Origin of the sequence: Oscillatoria sp. CS-180 (assembly GCF_028330965.1) — a bacterium.
Taxonomy (GTDB): Bacteria; Cyanobacteriota; Cyanobacteriia; order Phormidesmidales; family Phormidesmidaceae; genus Halomicronema.
Genome location: NZ_JAQMUB010000019.1, coordinates 22,361 through 41,845 on the forward strand (window position 1 = coordinate 22,361; position 19,485 = coordinate 41,845).

The window sequence follows — 19,485 nt, forward strand, 5'->3', positions numbered from 1 at the left end:
GATGTGATGTTGAGCAAAGCGTCAGGGCAATGCATTGCTGTAACTTCGTCAGCTAGGTGGTACTGGCTGCGATGCCGTTATCATAATCCTTCTCAAAAACTTCGCACCACTTCGATATGCTTCTATTGGTTTCGGCACTGTACACCATACTGTCAGCTGACTCGTCTCGCTCATTTTCAGTGCAGGGGCAATCCGCTCATGATAGGGCCATGAGTTATGACACACCCCGATGCTTACCCTCTATCACGCCAAACCTGCCTTTCAAAAATGCGTGCGTCCCTTAGTGAATCAGTTAGCCCGTTGGCACATCACACCTAATCAGATAACCGTATCCGCGATCGTATTGTCTGCCTTCAACGGTCTCGCGATCGCCCTCTTGCCGACTGCTTCAGGACCGCTATTGTGTGTGCCGCTTATCCTCCTGGGTCGAATGGCCCTCAATGCTATTGACGGTATGCTCGCCCGTGAGCACAACTTGATGACATCTCTAGGACGCCTCCTGAACGAACTGGGCGATGTCCTCTCTGACGTAGTGCTCTATCTACCATTCTGTTTGATTCCGGGGGTGTCCGGCTTCGGGGTTATCAGCGTCGTTATTCTGGCGGTTTTAACCGAGTTTGCTGGCATTCTAGGGCCGACCGTTCTGGCAAAACGTTCCTATAGCGGACCGATGGGAAAAAGCGATCGCGCCTTTGTATTCGCTGCATTAGGCTTACTGCTGGGATTAGGCATTTCCCCTGGTGCTTGGCTGACCGGCATTTGGGGGGTGGTTTGCCTTCTAGAAGTCTGCACAATAGTCAATCGCTGTCGGGCCGCTTTAAAAGAGGTGCCCCAATGACGTTAGCATTACCCACTCCCGTTTTATGGACACTGGCTGGCGTGTATGCCTTGCTGGGTATCGCAACTGCGATCGCCCTTAGCCTCGCTAACATCCATCAGGATCAAGACCATAGAGAACTCAAAGCCCGCATACAGTCCTGGTGGATTATTGTGACGGTCTTTAGCGGAGCGCTGCTTCTCAACCGCACCATCTCCATCCTTTTCTTCGCCATTCTCAGTTTTCTGGCACTGAGAGAGTATCTATCCCTTATCCCAACTCGTTTAAGCGATCGCCGAGTCATTCTTTGGGCCTATTTAGCCATTGGGTTGCAATACTTCTGGGTTCACATCGGCTGGTATGGCATGTTCCTCATTTTCATCCCCGTCTATATGTTTCTCTTCCTGCCCATGCGAATGGTGCTGATTGGAGAGACCACGGGATTTTTGAACGCGATCGGAACAATCAACTGGGGCTTGATGCTGACAGTGTATGCCCTGAGTCATCTCTCCTATTTGTTGATGGTGCCAACCGCTACCAATCCCAGTGCAGGTGGAACTGGACTGCTAGTCTATTTAGTCTTGCTGACGGAAATCAATGATATTGCGCAGTACTGCTGGGGCAAGCTGCTCGGACGACACAAAGTTGTGCCAAAAGTGAGTCCTGGTAAAACCGTCGAAGGATTGCTAGGGGGCATGACCGTAACGACAGGCATCGCAGTCGTGCTGGCTCCTTGGCTGACCCCCTTCAGCCCTTTGCATGCCCTCTGCTTAGGGCTACTGCTAAGCCTGATGGGATTCATTGGCGACGTTACAGTGTCAGCTCTAAAACGAGACCTCAAACTCAAAGACAGCGGCACACTCCTGCCAGGACATGGTGGCATCTTAGATCGCATCGACAGTCTGACCTACACAGCACCCCTCTTTTTTCATTTCACCGTTTACTTCTACGTGGGGGGACAGTGGTTATGAAAGTAGCCTTAAAAATCGGCTTAGTGCTAATGGCAAAAGCGATCGCGTGGCTGCTGTTAGGACTGCAAGTTAGCCATCAAGAACGACTACCTGCAAGAGGACCTGCCATCCTAGTTGCCAACCACAACAGTCATCTAGATGCCCTAGTGCTCATGGCTTTATACCCATTGTCAATGGCAACTCAGCTGCGTCCGGTCGCCAACGAACACTACTTTCTCAAGCAAAATCGCTATCTAGCGTGGTTTGCCCGTCAGGTCTTAGACATTATTCCAGTTACCTGTGAGTTTTCTATCAAGAGTGCCTCTAGCAAACGCCATAATCACCGTGCCTTTCTGCAGCACTGCGACGAAGCACTCACTCAACATCAAATCCTGATTCTATTTCCCGAAGGATCCCGAGGAGAGCCAGAACACCTAAGGCAGTTTCACAGCGGTATTGCCCACATTGCCAAACGCCATACCAACGTGCCCGTTGTGCCTATTTTTATGCGGGGACTAGGAAAAGCAATGCCCAAAGGCGATCTATTGTTAGTCCCCTTTGTCTGCCAAGTCGCGATCGGTTCCGCTCTGTTTTGGAACGGCTGTAAACAAAGCTTCTTAGACACACTCGTCACTCAAATCCACGATCTGTAATACCCAGGCTGTGGTGCATTACTGCGTGAATGCATCCTCCGTGAAAGGGCGGTTATGTCTAGGTTAGAAAGCCATTTGACAGCAACAATCTCCTGAATTTTCCCACTAGAAATCCCTTCCGCGAGGTCCAGGACGGCGGTTCGTCCTGGTCGAGGGGGTTTGGGGGCAATCGAAATGCCCCCAAGCAGCCTTCAAAACTCATCACCAACTGTTTCGCCTTACTCCCCCATTCCCGCGCAAAGACAGTAACCATCTGCACAAACCATCACAAATTTCTCTTCCTGAAGATTAGCCTTCACCCCATTCAGCCAACCCCAACCCCATAGCTCTATTCCCTTGCTTTTGCGTCTTTCCCTTTGCAATCAGGGTTGCCTCCCAAAACTTGTAGGACTTACGCGCGGCCCCCTTGCATCCCCCAATTTTGGGGGACGTTGCATCCGGCTTCCCCATATTTGGGGATTCAGGGGCCAAAGCCGGATGCAACTGCGTAAGTCCTGACTTGAAATGCTTGAACACGTCTTTGGACCAATCACCATGACATACCACTCCTTACCCTCCTACGAACAGCTTTGCCGTCCACTTCCCATTTGGCAACCCAAGTCCTGGTATTACGGCTTGCTCAGCCTGTCCCTCAAAACCATAGGCAAACTTTCCACAGGAATTCGCATTGGCTACCGCTACGGTTTTGACTCCGGAGTCATGTTGGAATACGTATACCGCAACCAGCCCAATGGCCTGACACCATTAGGAACCCTAATGGACTGGATATATTTAAATTCCCAGGGGTGGCGTGGCATTCGCGCCCGATCTGAACTTCTGAAAACCACCCTACGGCACGTTCTACAAACTCGCCGTCATAAAGGACTATCTTGTCATTTGCTGGACGTCGCCTGTGGTGGTGGACGCTACGACCTAGAGGTGTTGCAAGATTTACCCCCCGGAACCGTTGAGGCGACGCTACGCGACTACAAAGCAGAAAACGTCATCAAAGCGCGGCAGTTAGCTACCCAACTCGATATCGATGCCTGTATTGAACAAGCAGACGCCTTCAACGACAGTGACTTAGCCTTAGTACAACCAGATCCATCCGTCATTGTCGTATCGGGTCTGCATGAAATCTTGCCAAATGATGCCTTGATAGAGAATCACTTTCGGCAGCTTTACCAAATAATGGATACCCCTGGAACCTTGATCTTCACAATCCAGCCCCATCACCCTCAACTAGAACTCATTGCCCGAACTCTGCCGTCCCATACGGGTCGTCCTTGGGTAATGCGTTTGCGTCCGTGGCAATTGACCCAACAGTGGGCGATCGCCGCAGGCTTTCAAAACATACGGGTACAGATGGAACCAAACGGTATTTTTGGAGTTGTCACCGCAGAGAAACGGTAAGACAGAACCCCAACGGCCATTATGGTGATACCCACAATAAGGATCACTTAATGGCCGCATTCTTAATTCCCACTGCAATCACGCCCGATAGTTGTTACATTATTTAACACAAGCGATATACAGGAAAAGTTTACGGATCAAACCTACTTCTTGGCATAGGTTCGCTGGTTGATAGCCTTATTTAACAAGCAAAATTCATGCAAATTGTTCAGCTTCTAAAAAGTTACTCAGCCGGAAGGCGAGATTTCAGCGGTGTAGACTTCCGAGAAGCATGGATGCCCGGTCTGAAGCTAGATCTCGCTGTTCTTCGGAGTGCTGACCTAACAGGAAGTAACTTGAGTCACGGCGTACTGCACGGAGCCGATTTTTCTAAAGCAATGATGTGGCGGATCAATCTCTCTTATGCGCAGCTCAAAGACGCTTCATTTATCCGTTCAATCCTGATTCGTTGTCAGCTTCAAGGCAGTGATGCTCGTCGAGGTAACTTTGATGAGGCTGATCTGAGGCTTGCCAATTTACGAGACGTTGATTTTGTGGGGGCAACGTTTTCGGGAGCACAGCTTTGCTACGCAGATCTATCTGGTGCAAATTTAGAAGATATCGACTTTAGAGCGGCTGATTTAACGGGCGTGAATCTGTCAAAGGCAAATCTGAAGGGATGTAGGTTTACAAAAACTCAGGCTAAGGAACTAAACGTTGTAGAAACAACACCACTGATGGAGCCAGAAGCGAAAATAGCCATCTAGCAACACAAACCAACTTCTGTCAAATCAACAAGTCACTGCGCCAAAGTTGGGCACGACAGATGAAACGGCTGAACTCTGAGATGAGCTGTTTCTGTTCTGAAGAAGGCTGCTTTGCGAACAGCTCCAACTTGGCGATCGCAGTTGCAATTGTCCTTGCCTCATTTTTGGGAACACCTTCCCTGACAAGTTTTTGCCAATACGTGGTGCCAAGCTCTTTAAAGTCATTGGCAATGTTCATGCGAAAGGCAACAGCAGTCATAGTGGTCATAATCTTTTACCGGGAACTAACGTGGACTTCATACTCCTAATTATTTCCGAAGGCTCAGTTATTTTCCGTGATTACACTGGAGACATCCTGTGATGTCCTCTATCTAACCTGGTGATCTATTGAAACCATTGTCGTGACTCGATCAATCTCAAAACGGTGATGAATGATACAGATCGATGTGACGAGTATCACGCCAGAAAGACTATGGTTTGAAGTTTTCGGTCAAAACTTTCACAGAAATCATCAATCTGGCTGTAGGGGCAGTATCCGCTGTCGAAAGTTTTCAAAATCAACGACCTTAGACTGGGGGGATGTTCTCCAAAGGTCGCTTTTGAACTCTTTGTCCTGCAAGGAGAAAGGCGACATCAATCTAATTTGTCCAACATGCCGATTGGCTTTCGTAGCAATCTGCACTGCTTGAGGGATAGCATCCTCCCCCGCCTTTAACCAAGTGACTTCTCCATCTGCAATGATGAGGTGCTTGTTGTAAAGAGCGCGATCGCTGCCAATCCCTTCCAAAAAGGCCAATATCTTTCGAATGGTTTGCAGCGAAACTTGCCGTCGCAGACGATAAATTGTCCGTAATTCTAAGATTTGATTCCACGAGTAATACACGTCACCAGCAGCATCTTGATTGCGAGCAGGCACAACCACTCCTGTTCGTGCAAGATAGGTCAAACGCTTACAATCGGTGCGGGTCAAAATGACCGTTTCGCGGCGCGTAAAGTACTGCATCGATAAACCTCAGTTTGGCGGATTAGCCTGCCGATAAAGCACACAAAAAATCAGAATCTTGATGACCCCAATTTAGGCCAGCACAGTGCCTTTCTCATAGATACAAATGCTCTACACACTCTAGATGTAGTTAAGCTGAGGCATGGCAACGCTACATCTTGCAAGGTTTACCATTGTTGATAAGAAATATGGAATTTTCTTGAGACGTGATTTAACAAGAATTCAATAGCCCATCAAAAATTTATGGCTTTCATAGCCATCATTTGTCGAAGCGTTTCCAAAACCTGATAAACAAAGGCTTTCACAGTTGTCATCACTCTTTTACTGAGCATTACTTTATGCTCAATGCTTGGATGACCTACGTTAAACTGATGACGAGTAGAGGACACTCTCCAAAAATCATTCCACTATCTTTTTAGAAACGTTACTACGGTCGGCAATACAGCCATCGAAAAAACAATGACACAGACGGCACAACAAGAGAAAGGTATTTTAATGTCCGATACCGCCCTTCAGCATGTTCGGTTGCTGAAGGAACAACAAGGCGGTAGAGATCTCTGTCTACGAGTAGGGGTGCGTCAGGGTGGTTGCTCTGGCATGTCTTACATGATGGACTTTGAAGACCCTAGTAACATTGCTGAAAACGATGAAGTCTATGACTACGACGGTTTCAAGGTTGTCTGCGATCGCAAAAGTCTGCTTTACCTCTATGGCCTCATGCTGGATTACAGCAATGCTCTGATTGGAGGGGGGTTCCAGTTCACTAATCCCAACGCTTCTCAGACCTGCGGTTGCGGCAAGTCGTTTGGGACTTGATAGACCGGCAATTGGCATGGCAAACAACTTAATACCTTAGTGGGCAGCAGGTTTGGGTTCGCAAGGGCCTAAACCTGCTGTACGCTTTATGACGACGATATTGGAGTTATGTTGATGACTCAAAGTGCCGAATCACTTTTTGAACAAGGAATAGAGCAATACAAGGCGGGTGCACCCGCTAGCGACCTGATTCCAGTCTTCAAAGAAGTTTGCGATCGCGCCCCTAAAAGTAGCGCTGCTTTAACCTGTTTGGCCTGGCTTTATTTATTGGAAGAAAAACCCAACTCGGCTTTAAAGGCAGCTCAGAAAGCAGTCAAAATAACCCCTCAAGATCCTCAAGGCCGGATCAATCTTGCTCTTGCCATGCTCGATTCGGGTAAAAAAGGCGTGCGAGATCACATCGACGAAGCCCTGCACGTGATGATGCTCTCGTCAGAACTGAAGGAAGAAGTCAAACAGAATCTTGAAGAAGGATTAAGCAGAAAGCCTGATTGGAAGAGTTTGCAAAGGGTTCAAAAATGGCTATTTGAAAGCTAATCACATCAAGGGTTTCAAGCTTTCAAGCAGAGTCTTCTGTATGCTCTGGACGACGATGCATGTAAATTAAGCTTCATGAAGTCTATTACAAACTTTTTGGCTTTTCATAGAAGTTAACGTGCCTTGAAATGCACACTACGCAATCACCTCCCATATTTTCGGGAATTGTGTGAAACCGTTTAAGAAAGGGCTGAGGATCATAAAGTCTGGATAAATAACTTAACGGCACTCCCATAAATCCAGTGATAAGGTTTACTCAATGAACCGATAAGGTTTACTTGAGTTTTATTCAGTCAAATTAAAAAACGGAGTAGGAGCAATGGTTGCACGTACTGTGAAAGTAAAGCCAGAGACTCGTAATCACAAAGGCTTTTTTGTTCAAGATGCCGCTTACGAACTAGTGGGTATTGAGCAGTCTGGTTGGGCGTTGATTTGCATTGATGAAGCAAGTTGCCATTACGTTGATCCTGACAACTTGAAGGGTAATGATATCGATCAAACCGCTGTTGACTAAAGCAGCTGAGCGAGTGTTCTAGACAATTGTTGCGATCGCGGTCACTCTGAAAAGGGTATGAATTAGTTCCGATTAGGTCATCTAAAACGCATATGTAGAGCAAGAGTAGATGACCTGTTCTCAACTTTGAAGTGGCCGCTTTATCAATAGCTGAAGAGCAACAACAAATCGCTTTCTAATAAACTCAGCTATAGTCATCGTTTGTTCAATTTGGTTTTTGAGTTCTTAAAAGTTTTTGATTTTGCTGTGAGCAGATTACGCTTCATTCAGTCGTGTCACAGCTAGCTACTTCACAGATAATCTGAGTAGGAATTTGCTCGAATTAGCGAGTCTTTTGTGAAGGCTTTGGGGAAAACGGATTGAACTTCAGTAGCCAACTCAGCACGGGCAGTGCTACATGATCGGGTAGCACCTCGATTTTGAACACGAAAGGAATCAACAGCTGTAGCGCCGGACTATCCGGGTCGCTCATTGAACGTACCCACATCAAGATTTGAAGTGAATAGTGACGAAGCGATTCCTTCATGTTTGGAATCTTCTTTAAGTCAACCAGTGCCGCTCCGCTTCCCAACGCTATTTGATTCTCAGATCGGCTGAGTAAGCCTTCATTAGTCACGGGAACAGTCGTTTGTAATCCTGGATTAACCACCGTGACAACTTGAGGCGTATGAAGATCAATAGGATTACCTGGCACCCCGCGAATTACTCGCTGAGCAGAGTTACCGTATACCGAGATAGAGCTATAGTCCCAATTGATGAAGACCTGTTGGTTCGGTAGCGTGTTTACGATACTGACATCTAAATTCCGAATAGGAGGCTCTAGCGTTTGCTTTCCAAAAGGGGTAACTTGCAGCGTGACGTTACCAATAGCTTCTTCTTGTTGGTTGAAGAACGTCATTTTTAAGCGTGCTGTTTTGTCTGTCTGAATCTCAGTTTCAGCCTGATAAAGCTTTTGCTGCTGTAACTGAGTTGCTATCTCGGATTCCAGAATGTCGCCATCTAGCACAATCTTCACCTGATCCTCTAGCTTGTCCTCGACTGACAGCGCCATCTGGTAGAGCACATAGACCACACAGATGAGGTAGATGGTCACAATCAAGAATTCTATGCCCATAGCATTAGAGGTGCGTGTTGGCAGCCATGAAGTTCAGGCCTTTAGGATAGTCTGATTACTTCAGCTTGCTAACGGTTTCAGCTAAAAATTTCGAGAAATTCAGCTAGTGCGGTTTCTCAAAACCCTGAGGAGTTTAACGAAGTGCTCTGGAAGTGGAGCGATCGCAGTGACAGTCTTCCCCGTTGCAGGATGTCTCAAAGTGAGTCGTTCAGCGTGCAATGCTTGTCCAGGCAAGTTGACACCAACTGACCGTCCTGTTCCATACGTAGGATCGCTGACAATCGGATGCCCAATATGAGCACAGTGAACTCGAATCTGATGAGTTCGTCCCGTTTCTAGTCGAAATCGCATCAGCGTAAAATTGCCGAGTCGTTCTTCAACCTGCCAATGGGTCACAGCATAGCGCCCCCCTTTGAGAGGGGGAATAATGGCTTGTCGTTTGCGATCGTTCGGATGTCTCCCCGTAGGAGCATCAATTGTCCCTGCTTCCACACTAGGCGCACCATAAACAACCCCCAGATACTCTCGCCGGGCTGTCTTAGCCTTCATCTGAGCCTGTAAATCTTGATGGGCCAGATCTGTTTTAGCAACAACAATCGCTCCAGTTGTGTCTTTGTCCAACCGATGCACAATGCCAGGGCGCTCTACACCACCGATGCCTGTAAGTTGATCTCCACAATGTGCTAGCAACGCATTGACCAACGTTCCATTCATATTCCCCGGGGCGGGGTGGACCACCAATCCAGCAGGTTTATTGACAATCACCATATGTTTGTCTTCATAGAGGATGTCTAGTGGAATATCCTCGGCAGTAATTTCTAGCGGTTTGTTAGCAGGAATGGTCACCGCAATTGTGTCGCCGACCTGCACACCCGCTTTTTTGTGAGTACAAACTGTGCCATTTAAATGGACGTATTCCCAATCGATAAGCTTCTGAATCCGATTGCGCGAGAGATTCTTGACATGGGCTGTGAGCCATCGGTCTAATCTCGGTGGCTCAGCTGTTTCGACCTTTAAATAAATCGTTTCGTCAGAGATGGGACTGTCTTGAACTCGATAAAGAGAGCTTTAGTTGTCTAGGCTAGTGCACAATCTGGGTGCTTAGAGGCACTGCCAGAAGATTATCGTCTTGTCCTAACGGCACTAGCGGCGGTCACAGTAAAGATCTTAGGTCATTTGTCAGGGTCACCGGGATGAACCGATCTAAGTCTTACAACCCAATGCTTATGAATCATTAAAGTTCAGTTCCACACGTCAGGGTTAAGGAGGCTAAGCTCATACTCCGCTGGTCAATCCCGACTCGGTTAGACCGCTTATCACAATCCTAAGTCGCGATAGCCCATATCTCAACAAAATCTATGCCGCATGGCACGACAGGAACAGTCATAGTCGCTCAATTGAAGCTTGAGTGGAACCAGCAAAATCCAACACTAGAAACGGCGTCTTGAAGTTAGAAGCAACGTCACCCGGCTCACGGCTATACCTCAGAACTTGCAGTTGTCCCGACATTGCCTGGCCTGCCCCCCCTGCCCCCCAAATTTCGGGAGTTCTGAGATCGAAGTCCCCCAGAATTGGGGGATTGAGGGGGTAAATACAGGATACCGATGTACTAGTACAAGATCTCAGTATACGAATTTTGAGAGATTCTGTTGGGCGAAGTCTTCCTCGTCAGCAACAAAAAAGCCTCCGGCCAAAGACCGAAGGCTATAAATCAGGGTGCATCTACCATTCCACTTTTCTCACGTCTACAATCCTGTCCGGAAAAAATAGACCGTAATTTGAGATAAGATGCGGCAACCCATAAAAGTCGTATCTACCGAGTACCACTATCAGGACCTGGGAATTCTCCTGTCTCGATGTACTGAATTTGCTCTCTCAGCGACTCAGCTGCGAAAGGATCTCCCTCTGCTTCGTAGATATCCGCAGCTCTCTGAAAATCGTCCACGATCGCCTCACGGGTATCCTCAGGCAAATCACTGGGCTCTTCTAAAAAATTACCTTGTGCTTCTAAGTCTGCTTGCGCTTGACCAAAATAGGCGTCTGCTCGACCAAGATAGGGCTCAGGATTATCAGGCTCTAGCTCAATAGCTTCAGAATAGAGTGCGATCGCACCGGCAAAGTCCCCTGCTTGGATACTGGTTTGCGCTTCACTGTAGGCAATCTCGTAGGCAGTCGCCGGGCGTACAGAAATATCGAAATCGCCACCTTCGCCGTCAAAGGATTCAGCTACGACAACGTAACTTCCTGAGGCATCAGCGTTGTAGACGATCTGAGAATTCAAAGTACCCGCAAAATCGTCGTTAAAAGCCACCTCTTCACCAGTAGGCCCAACGAGGGTAAGCACTGTATCGAAGTCTTCGCTCGTCATCGTAATGGTCACTGCATCGCCAGCTTCCATTTCCAGAGGATATTCCTGCATCGCAGGCTCTATAGTCCCTGTTTCTTCCAAGAGCGTTTGGGCCATAGACTCACCCATCGTACCAATCAAGTAGCCCCCCGAAATCGTGATCGCCGCAGTCAAAAAAGCCGCAGTTCTCGAAAAAATATGCTTCATCTTGAACGTCCTTGTCTAATCACAATCAGGGTATCGAGTATTTGGCAGTTAGCCCCACTCATTATGCACCTTGTTCATCCGGCTCAAACCATATTCAGATAGGCGTTGGGCTTCCAGCAGTGCTGTTCTTTAAAGACCTAGATGTAATCACCGTTAGGACGGTTCCCTTATCAGCACCTTTACTAAAGTCATAGACCCGTTGGATATGCAGCGATCTCTCAATGACTACTTTGGTCTGAGTCTGCTGGTCAACAAAACAGATTATCTGTAGGTTGTTTGCATTAAGCTGCGGTTCTTGCAAAATGGAAGGGTTGGGGTATCAGGGTTGGAAGCGCTTGCGAAAGACTGAAGAATTATCTTTCAACTAAGGCGCATCATCTAATTCCGGAAGCCTTTTGGCACAAGCATTGCTGCGCCCATTCTCAATCTATCAGCTGGGGACTGAAACCTGTTTTAATAAAGCATTTGAGTGCTAAATGACGACAGCCCTAGTTATAAGCCGCGCAATAGAGGCTTGTCAGAGCATTCTCCGCTAATGTAAAACCATCGGATGCAGACCACAGCAACATTCTCATGACACCTGCTAAACCTCTCTTGGCTGTGCTCGTCGGCTTAGGCATCTGCTGGCCGCAAACTGTCGACGCTTTGCCTCCTCCAGAAGAAGTGCCAGAAGAAGTGCTGCGCACCGAAATTATTCTGGAAGCGCGATCGCCCTTAACAGGTGAACCCTTGACCGCCACAGAATATGCTCAACTGCAAGAAGCCCTGAGGGAAAATACCGATCCGCTGTTGTCCTCTCAGGTTAGAGAAGCAATCTTCTTGCTTCAAATTAGGCGAGTTTTGAAGCCTGTGGTTCCAATTCTTCCGTAGAATGCAAATTAAGTTGTCATGTTCTTCCTTTCGTCATCCATGTTGATCGCAAAGTTTTGTTAATGTAAGTCGCAGATATTAATGACGTCAGACGTCCTAAAGCGGATGCGCTGACTCCTTAAAACCCGTTTGAAGCGTTCTCAATAGCAAGGATATTTATGGCTGTTACGGTTGCCCCTGAACAGATTGACCGCATTGCTTGGAACCAGCACCACGACCCCTTTGAAGTGCTTGGCCCACATATGATTCAACAAGATGGGAAAACGGTATGGGCCGTAAGAGCCTACTTGCCCAACGCTCAACAAGCTTGGGTCGTTTTACCTGAGGCCCGTACCGAACATGCGATGGAGAGCAGCCATGACCCACATTTTTTCGAATGTGTACTTGAAGTCAAAGACCTTGCTAACTATCAACTCAGATATAAGGAAGGGGAGCACGAGCGATTCATTTATGATCCCTACGCTTTCAAAACCCGTCATATAACTGACTTCGATATTCATTTATTTGCCGAGGGCAACCATCACCGCATTTACGAAAAACTGGGTGCCCACGTCACTGAACTTGATGGTGTATTGGGTGTTTATTTCGCAGTTTGGGCACCAGGTGCCCGTAATGTCTCCGTTCTAGGCGATTTCAATTACTGGGATGGGCGCAAACACCAGATGCGCGTCATTGGAAATGGCGTCTGGGAACTGTTCATTCCTGAAATTGGTATTGGTGAGCATTACAAGTTTGAAATCAAAAACCATCACGGTCACATCTACGAAAAATCCGATCCCTATGGTTTTCAACAGGAAGTTCGGCCTAAAACAGCCTCCATCGTTACGAACTTAGACACCTATACTTGGCAAGACGCAGATTGGATGGAGAAACGCCGTCATACCGAGCCATTGTCAACTCCTGTTTCGGTATACGAGGTTCATTTGGGTTCTTGGTTGCATGGTTCTTCGGCTGACCCAGCCATACGACCTGATGGTACGGTAGAGCCTCCCGTACAGGTCGCGGAACTCAAACCAGGTGCGAGATTTCTGACCTACCGGGAATTAGCAGATAAACTCATTCCTTACGTCAAGGAGTTGGGCTTTACTCATATTGAATTACTCCCGATCGCCGAACATCCTTTTGACGGATCCTGGGGCTATCAGGTTACAGGCTACTATGCTGCAACCTCCCGTTATGGGGCACCCGAAGATCTGATGTATTTCATCGATCAATGTCATCAGAACGGAATTGGTGTCCTTGTGGATTGGGTTCCAGGTCACTTTCCCAAAGATGGACATGGTCTTGCCTTTTTCGATGGGACACACCTTTACGAACACGCTGATCCGCGCAAGGGCGAACACAAAGAATGGGGAACTTTAGTCTTCAACTATGGCCGTAATGAAGTTCGTAACTTCCTCGTCGCTAATGCCCTTTTCTGGTTTGACAAATACCACATCGATGGGATTCGAGTAGATGCTGTCGCCTCTATGCTTTATCTCGACTATTGTCGCGAACCAGGAGAATGGGTTACTAACGACTATGGCGGTCGAGAAAATATTGAAGCCGCTGACTTCCTGCGTCAGGTCAACCATGTCTTGTTCAGCTATTATCCCGGTGTTCTATCAATTGCGGAAGAATCAACGTCTTGGCCAATGGTCTCTTGGCCGACCTACGTCGGGGGATTAGGCTTCAATTTGAAGTGGAATATGGGCTGGATGCACGACATGCTGGACTACTTCCACATGGATCCTTGGTTCCGCCAATTTCATCAGAACAACGTCACCTTCAGCATCTGGTATGCCTTCAGTGAAAATTTCATGCTGGCCTTGTCTCACGATGAAGTCGTTCACGGCAAAAGCAACATGTTGGGCAAAATGCCCGGAGATGAATGGCAGAAGTTTGCTAACTTACGGTGCTTGCTGACCTATATGTTCTTGCATCCTGGTAAAAAGACACTGTTCATGAGCATGGAATTTGGGCAGTGGAGTGAATGGAATGTTTGGGGAGATCTAGAATGGCATCTCCTGCCTTATGAAGCGCACCAGAAGCATCACAAGTTCATGTCCAGATTGAATGCGCTTTATCAGAATGAACCATCTCTCTACACTCAAGACTTTTTGCAAGAGGGTTTTGAATGGATCGACTGTAATGACAACCGTCACAGCGTTGTTTCTTTTATCCGGCGGGATAAGGACAGTGATGACTTCATAGTGGCGGTGTGCAACTTCACACCCCAACCTCACAGTCATTATCGTGTGGGTGTGCCAGAAAGCGGCTACTATCGCGAATTGTTCAATAGTGATTCGCGTGACTTTGGCGGCAGCAATATGGGCAACTTGGGCGGAAAATGGACGGATGACTGGTCTTACCACGGACAGCCATACTCCATAGATGTAACGCTTCCTCCTCTTGCGGTGATTGCTTTCAAATTGGACAGAGGATACACACAAGCCATTCGGTCTGGCGAACAAATGCCACAGTAATCCTGCTAACAACGTCCTGGCATTGGTATAACCGTCTCCAGTTCCGGTAGAACAAGACGGTGAGCCATCGGGCTATGGACCAAGCACCTAGATGCTTTAGGCATAAGCCTAGGTAGCTAAAGCTATATTTGCCCCTTGGGGACTGCGGATGCAGTCCCCTTTTTACGTCCTAACCCCCTGATTCAGGCTCAGGGCATTTGGCCTCTTAAAACTTAAGGAGATTAGGAATATATAGCGGCATGCACTTGCATCAAGCACATCCCATTCCCTGTTCCCTATTCTCTGCTCCCTGAAGACATTGAGATGTACTTGACTAAGCTGCGTGGGGCTATAGCTGTCGATATCAACATTCTTCACCACACCTTACATATAACCCCCACTACTTTATTTACTGACCTATCAGAATTCCTACTGAGAAAGGAATTCATTATTTCTTCTGAATTGAACCTGATTTCCCTAGCAATACCGGAATATATTTCCTCTGTCAGTACAGCAAGAAAGATGAATGAGTTTGTTTTTTAATGTTTTCCACAGAAAATACTTGAATAGCTTAACCTTATTTCATGAAACTTTCTTAAGCACTCGTCGATACACCTTCAGAAAAGTTGTTTTCAACCCGTGACTTCCCCATGTTCAGTAGCAGTAAACAATAGCTTTAATGTTATGTGAACAGAGGTTGAAGCCCGTTTCAAAAAAGTTTGAATTGTACAAAAGAATTCACAAATTCTGTACTTTTCAATAGGTTTTAGAATCCTTTGGGCCATCACTTATGTTCCATGAAAGCGAGTCTCAGGTGCACAAACCATGAAACCATTACTGATTCAACTACTGGTATTACCCCGTGGATTGGTCTTTTTAAGCATTTTCTGTACCGTTGGCTTGATGTTTCTAAGCCTTCCTGCCAAGAGTCTGGCAGAAGGTTCGGGAGGCGATCAGTTTCCAGGACAGCGACAAGGAGGAGGCACCCATGTCACTTTTTTAACTGCGATTTTACGATAGATCGTCTATAAAGGCTTTCTACGAGTGACCTATCTCGTATTTCGTTGTGTTCAACATTTTTGATTCTTAAGACTTTTGGGCCTGAAAAACTGATGGTCTGAGATGAAATATATTTCAGTATTTTCAGGGATTGAAAGTTCTGAAAAAGATAGGTTATCTTGTTTGCCTCCTTGATATTCAGAAATACGTTGAAAGTGATCAATTGTTTCAAACGAAAACAGGTCGGTGAAAGTCCTTAAAACAGGGAGCACCCCAACTTTCTATTGATGTTGGGGTTGCTTTATTCTTTAAAGCAACTAAGCCTACGGTGTCTAATTGGATTCATATTTGCTTAAACAAATCGAGTCACTTAATGCAGCCTGCTCTATGCAAACGTGATTTCCTTTAGTAATTGTTAAAAACCTTTTTACTACCGTTATTACAAACCAGCTGTGTAGCAAAGTGACTCAAGATGGCGCGATCGCCTGCCGACCTCTATAGGTGGACTAAACCTTACATCAGTCGATTGTCCCAGTCCCTTCCCTTTAGCGGACGCTCAATTTTGATTGCCACGTTGGTCGCCGCAACATTTGTAACAGGTATCAAAAAGCTTGGTGGATTACAACGCTTTGAACTATTTATTTTCGATTCGCTAGTCAGATTGAAGGCGGATGAGGGCACAGATTCTCGCTTGGTTATCATCGGCATCACAGAAGCCGATATCCAGAAATACGGTCATCCCCTCTCTGATCAGAGTGTCGCAGATATCCTAGCTGGCATCCAGCGCCATAATCCCAAAGTTGTTGGCTTAGATATCTATCGGAAAACATTTCACCCGCCGGGACGGCAGGCTTTAGAGCAACAGTTAGCCGCCAATAATCTGATCGTTATTACGAACGTTGGTACGGATCCAACAATTGACGCCGTTCCACCACCGTCAGGTATCCCGTGGGAAAGAATTGGCTTCAACGATCTCAGCATTGATCCGGATGGGGTGCTTCGTCGCGGGTTACTTTTTGTCAATGCTTCTGACAAACGCTACTACTCCTTTGCGCTGAGAGCGACACTGGCTTATCTAGCAGGCCAGCAAGCCAATTTCAACTATGATGACGAAGCTCTTTATATCAGCAGTCAGGTCATTCGACGGTTAGAAACCCGTTCAGGCGGCTATGAAAAACTGGATAGCCGAGGCTTTCAAACTTTACTGAGATTTCGTTCTCGCATAGCACCGGCAGATCAAATCTCAGTCGATGATGTTTTGAAGGGCAATTTTGATCCGGCTCAGCTGAATGGCAGGATTGTGCTAATTGGGTCTGTCGCACCTAGTCTAAAGGACGAATTCTACACTCCTTATAGTGCTAATCGAGACTATCGCTTCACCATGTCAGGCGTGGTTGTTCACGCCCAAATTATCAGTCAACTTTTAGACATTGCTGAGGGACGGTCAGCTCAATATCACTTTCTTCCTGTTGGTGGAGAACTCCTGTGGCTAATAGCTTGGGCCGTGCTGACGAGTGTCTTAACTTGGCGAATCCGGAGTCCTGAAGTGCTCCTGATAGCGAGCTTTGCCTTTGTTCTCTCACTATTTGTAATAGGCTGGATTTTCTTGGCCGAACTCGTCTGGTTACCTATTTTCGAACCTCTGCTAGGTATCTTGGTTGCAGGCGCATTGGTCATCGCCCAGAAGTCTATTTATCGCTCCACTTATGACAGCTTGACAGATTTGCCCGGTAGGGAAGTCTTTCTGCTTCACATCAAACGGGCACTCAATACTCAAAAAGCCAATCCAGTCATTGTTGCTTTTTTAGATATTGATCGTTTTCAGATCATCAACAAAAGTTTGGGGCACTTTGCAGGCGATCGCGTTTTAATTGCGATCACTAAACGCCTCCGCAAAATTCTGAGTGAGCATGCTCAGATTGCTCGCATCGGAGGCGATGAATTTGCGATTCTGTTCCATAAGAGTAGTCAGCAGGATGTCAAAGCCTTTCTGAATGAAATGCGTTCAGTGCTGTCAAGTCCTTTGATGCTGGGACGTCATCGGTTTTCTATCACAGCCAGTGTTGGCCTCGCGATTACCAAAGCCAACTATGGTCAAACTCCAGATGAATTGCTTCGGGATGCCCATACTGCTATGTATCGCGCCAAAGCGCTGAAGGAGGCTCAGTATCAAGTCTTTTCCAATGACATGAGAGAAGAGGCCGTTGCTCGCTTAGACCTGGAGAGTGATTTAATCAAAGCGCTGGAGGATAAGGAATTTTCTCTCTTCTATCAGCCGATTATTCATCTTGAGACCGGAAGAGTGTCTGGATTTGAAGCCCTCATCCGTTGGAAACAAGAAAAACGAGGCTTAATCTCCCCAAGCGATTTCATTCCGGTGGTTGAGGAAACTGGCATGATTATCCCCTTGGGGGAATGGATTCTGAAGACGGCCTGTCATCAAATCAAAGCGTGGAATGAACAATTTCCAGACCTGTCGCTCAAGATGAGCATTAATCTTTCACGGCGACAATTTGACCAGCCTGATCTAGTGCCACAAATAGAAGCTGTTTTGTCACAGTTAGGAATTTCAGGCCGCATGCTTCAGCTTGAAATTACCGAAAGTATGATTATGCGAGACTTCCAGGCTGCCCATGATTTGATGCTCAAATTGAAGGCGCTAGGAATTGAGCTTGCGATCGATGACTTTGGCACAGGCTATTCCTCCCTCAGCTACCTGCATCGGTTTCCCACAGATACGCTGAAAATTGATCGGTCCTTCGTTAGCAGTATGGAAAACAGTGCTGAGGACCGCGAGATTGTTCAAATTATCATCAGCTTGGGTCAGAAGCTCAATATGCATCTCGTTGCTGAAGGAATTTCTAGTCCTGAGCAGTTAGCTCTGTTAAAAGAGGCCAACTGTCATTATGGACAAGGGTATTACTTCTCCAAACCCATGCCCGTTGATCAGGCAACTGCCTATCTCAAAAATGTCAGGGCTGCTATCCTCAACGACTAAGCCAGTCAAGAGCAACACGTCCAACAAGATTCCGTTGTGAGTTTCTCGGCCCGTGGCAGGGCAACTGAATGGGTTAGCTGACTAACCCTGCTCGTAAAGCGCGCACAGCAGCCTTAGTTCGATCATCAACCCCGAGCTTATTCAGAATGTTGCGGACATGGGTCTTTACCGTGCCCACTGTGATGTAGGAGCGATCAGCAATTTCGGCATTGCTACAGCCTTCTACAATAAGTTCCAGAATTTCTAGCTCTCGCTCTGTTAGCGGATACGTTTCAATGACTTGGGTATATTCTGGTTCGAGAGCACTGATAGATACAGTGGCATCAACAGTATTGGCCGCAACTGGAGACTGTCGCATTTGCCGCAACACAACACTGGCGATCGCTGGATCAATCCATGAGTTCCCAGTTTCAGTTTCACGAATAGCTGTCATCAGGTCGTCCAACTCAGTCTGCTTCATGCAGTATGAATCGGCACCGGCTGCAAAAGCCGCCATAACAGCCTCTTCGCTGTCATGCATTGTTAGCATGAGAATTTTTGTCTTAGACGTCGCATCGTTGTTTGCCTGACTAGCTCGGAAACGCTTGACAACTTCAATGCCGTCAATGTCTGGAAGACCAATGTCCACTACGGCAACATCAGGAAGATGGGTCTCCAACAAACTCACGCCACTCATCCCATTTGCAGCTTCACCGACAAGTTCCATGCCGGGTTGCTCCTTGAAGGCTACCTTGATTCCCATGCGGGTCAAGTTGTGATCTTCGATCAGTACAATCCGAATATTAGACATCGACAATCTCTTCTAACAGGCGTCATTGGAGTCTCAGGGCAAATACAGCCTTTGCCAGTTCCGTTGGGAAAAGACGGTAAGCCACTTAGCTATTCGCAAAACCCAGATGCTACTGGATGCACCAGCTTAGGCAGCTAAAGCCATAAATACCAGCAAGAAGCCTACGAGCGTACCAACAACGACATAAACACTTATAGGAACATCATTAATATCTAAAAGATGTTTCCAATATGCATATACCTATAGATGGAAGCTGATGCAAACATAGCTCTGTCTTTAGTTCTGTCT

General features: G+C 46.9%; 18 protein-coding genes. 12 read left to right on the forward strand and 6 right to left on the reverse strand.

The genetic code is table 11. From position 1 onward, the window contains the following. Positions 1-229 precede the first annotated feature (229 nt). The 5 genes from PN498_RS02565 (at position 230) to PN498_RS02585 (ending at position 4,558) form a co-directional block, all read left to right on the forward strand. Positions 230-838 carry a CDP-alcohol phosphatidyltransferase family protein gene (locus PN498_RS02565; protein WP_272061112.1) on the forward strand — a complete coding sequence of 203 codons (609 nt, stop codon included), beginning with the start codon at positions 230-232 and terminating at the stop codon, positions 836-838. After that, complete coding sequence (locus PN498_RS02570; RefSeq protein WP_272061113.1) at positions 835-1,788, forward strand: phosphatidate cytidylyltransferase; 954 nt, start codon at positions 835-837, stop codon at positions 1,786-1,788. Before PN498_RS02565 ends, PN498_RS02570 begins: the two co-directional genes overlap by 4 nt. After that, positions 1,785-2,420 (forward strand): lysophospholipid acyltransferase family protein, encoded by a 636-nt coding sequence (locus PN498_RS02575; protein ID WP_272061114.1) that lies wholly within the window; start codon positions 1,785-1,787, stop codon positions 2,418-2,420. Before PN498_RS02570 ends, PN498_RS02575 begins: the two co-directional genes overlap by 4 nt. A 534-nt stretch (positions 2,421-2,954) precedes the next feature. Next, the gene (locus PN498_RS02580) at positions 2,955-3,812 is read left to right on the forward strand and encodes a class I SAM-dependent methyltransferase family protein (RefSeq protein WP_272061115.1); all 858 of its coding nucleotides are present in this window, start codon (positions 2,955-2,957) and stop codon (positions 3,810-3,812) included. Between the two features lie 197 nt (positions 3,813-4,009). Continuing rightward, entirely contained in the window at positions 4,010-4,558 is a 549-nt protein-coding gene (locus tag PN498_RS02585; protein WP_272061116.1) for a pentapeptide repeat-containing protein, read from the forward strand. A 19-nt stretch (positions 4,559-4,577) separates the two neighbouring features. Here the strand turns inward: PN498_RS02585 and PN498_RS02590 are convergent, their stop codons facing one another. Further along, on the reverse strand, positions 4,578-4,817 hold the full coding sequence (locus tag PN498_RS02590) for a hypothetical protein (protein WP_272061117.1): 240 nt from the start codon (positions 4,815-4,817) through the stop codon (positions 4,578-4,580). Positions 4,818-5,069: 252 nt separating this feature from the next. After that, the gene (locus PN498_RS02595; protein ID WP_272061118.1) at positions 5,070-5,561 is read right to left on the reverse strand and encodes a MerR family transcriptional regulator; all 492 of its coding nucleotides are present in this window, start codon (positions 5,559-5,561) and stop codon (positions 5,070-5,072) included. 459 nt (positions 5,562-6,020) lie between these two features. Here PN498_RS02595 and PN498_RS02600 point away from each other — a divergent pair, with 459 nt between their 5' ends. The 3 genes from PN498_RS02600 (at position 6,021) to PN498_RS02610 (ending at position 7,428) form a co-directional block, all read left to right on the forward strand. Then, entirely contained in the window at positions 6,021-6,377 is a 357-nt protein-coding gene (locus tag PN498_RS02600; protein WP_272061119.1) for a HesB/IscA family protein, read from the forward strand. Between the two features lie 114 nt (positions 6,378-6,491). After that, on the forward strand, positions 6,492-6,914 hold the full coding sequence (locus PN498_RS02605; protein WP_272061120.1) for a tetratricopeptide repeat protein: 423 nt from the start codon (positions 6,492-6,494) through the stop codon (positions 6,912-6,914). A 319-nt stretch (positions 6,915-7,233) separates the two neighbouring features. Beyond that, complete coding sequence (locus PN498_RS02610) at positions 7,234-7,428, forward strand: hypothetical protein (RefSeq protein ID WP_272061121.1); 195 nt, start codon at positions 7,234-7,236, stop codon at positions 7,426-7,428. Between the two features lie 322 nt (positions 7,429-7,750). Here the strand turns inward: PN498_RS02610 and PN498_RS02615 are convergent, their stop codons facing one another. The 3 genes from PN498_RS02615 to PN498_RS02625 form a co-directional block, all read right to left on the reverse strand. After that, complete coding sequence (locus PN498_RS02615) at positions 7,751-8,542, reverse strand: hypothetical protein (RefSeq protein WP_272061122.1); 792 nt, start codon at positions 8,540-8,542, stop codon at positions 7,751-7,753. 99 nt (positions 8,543-8,641) lie between these two features. After that, entirely contained in the window at positions 8,642-9,580 is a 939-nt protein-coding gene (locus tag PN498_RS02620) for an RluA family pseudouridine synthase (protein ID WP_272061232.1), read from the reverse strand. Positions 9,581-10,355: 775 nt separating this feature from the next. Next, positions 10,356-11,096, reverse strand: coding sequence for a tetratricopeptide repeat protein (locus tag PN498_RS02625; protein WP_272061123.1), 741 nt, complete (start codon positions 11,094-11,096; stop codon positions 10,356-10,358). 573 nt (positions 11,097-11,669) lie between these two features. Here PN498_RS02625 and PN498_RS02630 point away from each other — a divergent pair. From PN498_RS02630 to PN498_RS02645, 4 genes are all read left to right on the forward strand, one after another. Continuing rightward, a complete protein-coding gene (locus PN498_RS02630) occupies positions 11,670-11,966 on the forward strand; it encodes a hypothetical protein (protein ID WP_272061124.1) in 297 nt (98 codons plus the stop codon). Positions 11,967-12,124: 158 nt separating this feature from the next. Next, complete coding sequence (gene glgB / locus PN498_RS02635; RefSeq protein WP_272061125.1) at positions 12,125-14,431, forward strand: 1,4-alpha-glucan branching enzyme; 2,307 nt, start codon at positions 12,125-12,127, stop codon at positions 14,429-14,431. Positions 14,432-15,235: 804 nt separating this feature from the next. Then, a complete protein-coding gene (locus tag PN498_RS02640; RefSeq protein ID WP_272061126.1) occupies positions 15,236-15,430 on the forward strand; it encodes a hypothetical protein in 195 nt (64 codons plus the stop codon). A 451-nt stretch (positions 15,431-15,881) separates the two neighbouring features. Beyond that, positions 15,882-18,407 carry a putative bifunctional diguanylate cyclase/phosphodiesterase gene (locus PN498_RS02645; protein ID WP_272061127.1) on the forward strand — a complete coding sequence of 842 codons (2,526 nt, stop codon included), beginning with the start codon at positions 15,882-15,884 and terminating at the stop codon, positions 18,405-18,407. A 73-nt stretch (positions 18,408-18,480) separates the two neighbouring features. Here PN498_RS02645 and PN498_RS02650 read toward each other — a convergent pair whose 3' ends face one another. Next, on the reverse strand, positions 18,481-19,197 hold the full coding sequence (locus PN498_RS02650) for a response regulator (RefSeq protein WP_272061128.1): 717 nt from the start codon (positions 19,195-19,197) through the stop codon (positions 18,481-18,483). Positions 19,198-19,485: the final 288 nt, after the last annotated feature.

Coding starts and splice junctions, on each gene's coding strand:
- PN498_RS02585 (WP_272061116.1), top strand. CDS start 4,010: ATGCAAATTGTTCAGCTTCTAAAAAGTTACTCAGCCGGAAGGCGAGAT.
- PN498_RS02630 (WP_272061124.1), top strand. CDS start 11,670: ATGACACCTGCTAAACCTCTCTTGGCTGTGCTCGTCGGCTTAGGCATC.
- PN498_RS02640 (WP_272061126.1), top strand. CDS start 15,236: ATGAAACCATTACTGATTCAACTACTGGTATTACCCCGTGGATTGGTC.
- PN498_RS02580 (WP_272061115.1), top strand. CDS start 2,955: ATGACATACCACTCCTTACCCTCCTACGAACAGCTTTGCCGTCCACTT.
- PN498_RS02565 (WP_272061112.1), top strand. CDS start 230: ATGCTTACCCTCTATCACGCCAAACCTGCCTTTCAAAAATGCGTGCGT.
- PN498_RS02595 (WP_272061118.1), bottom strand. CDS start 5,561: ATGCAGTACTTTACGCGCCGCGAAACGGTCATTTTGACCCGCACCGAT.
- PN498_RS02590 (WP_272061117.1), bottom strand. CDS start 4,817: ATGACTGCTGTTGCCTTTCGCATGAACATTGCCAATGACTTTAAAGAG.
- PN498_RS02615 (WP_272061122.1), bottom strand. CDS start 8,542: ATGGGCATAGAATTCTTGATTGTGACCATCTACCTCATCTGTGTGGTC.
- PN498_RS02575 (WP_272061114.1), top strand. CDS start 1,785: ATGAAAGTAGCCTTAAAAATCGGCTTAGTGCTAATGGCAAAAGCGATC.
- PN498_RS02605 (WP_272061120.1), top strand. CDS start 6,492: ATGACTCAAAGTGCCGAATCACTTTTTGAACAAGGAATAGAGCAATAC.
- PN498_RS02570 (WP_272061113.1), top strand. CDS start 835: ATGACGTTAGCATTACCCACTCCCGTTTTATGGACACTGGCTGGCGTG.
- PN498_RS02650 (WP_272061128.1), bottom strand. CDS start 19,197: ATGTCTAATATTCGGATTGTACTGATCGAAGATCACAACTTGACCCGC.
- PN498_RS02600 (WP_272061119.1), top strand. CDS start 6,021: ATGACACAGACGGCACAACAAGAGAAAGGTATTTTAATGTCCGATACC.
- PN498_RS02610 (WP_272061121.1), top strand. CDS start 7,234: ATGGTTGCACGTACTGTGAAAGTAAAGCCAGAGACTCGTAATCACAAA.
- glgB (WP_272061125.1), top strand. CDS start 12,125: ATGGCTGTTACGGTTGCCCCTGAACAGATTGACCGCATTGCTTGGAAC.
- PN498_RS02645 (WP_272061127.1), top strand. CDS start 15,882: ATGGCGCGATCGCCTGCCGACCTCTATAGGTGGACTAAACCTTACATC.
- PN498_RS02625 (WP_272061123.1), bottom strand. CDS start 11,096: ATGAAGCATATTTTTTCGAGAACTGCGGCTTTTTTGACTGCGGCGATC.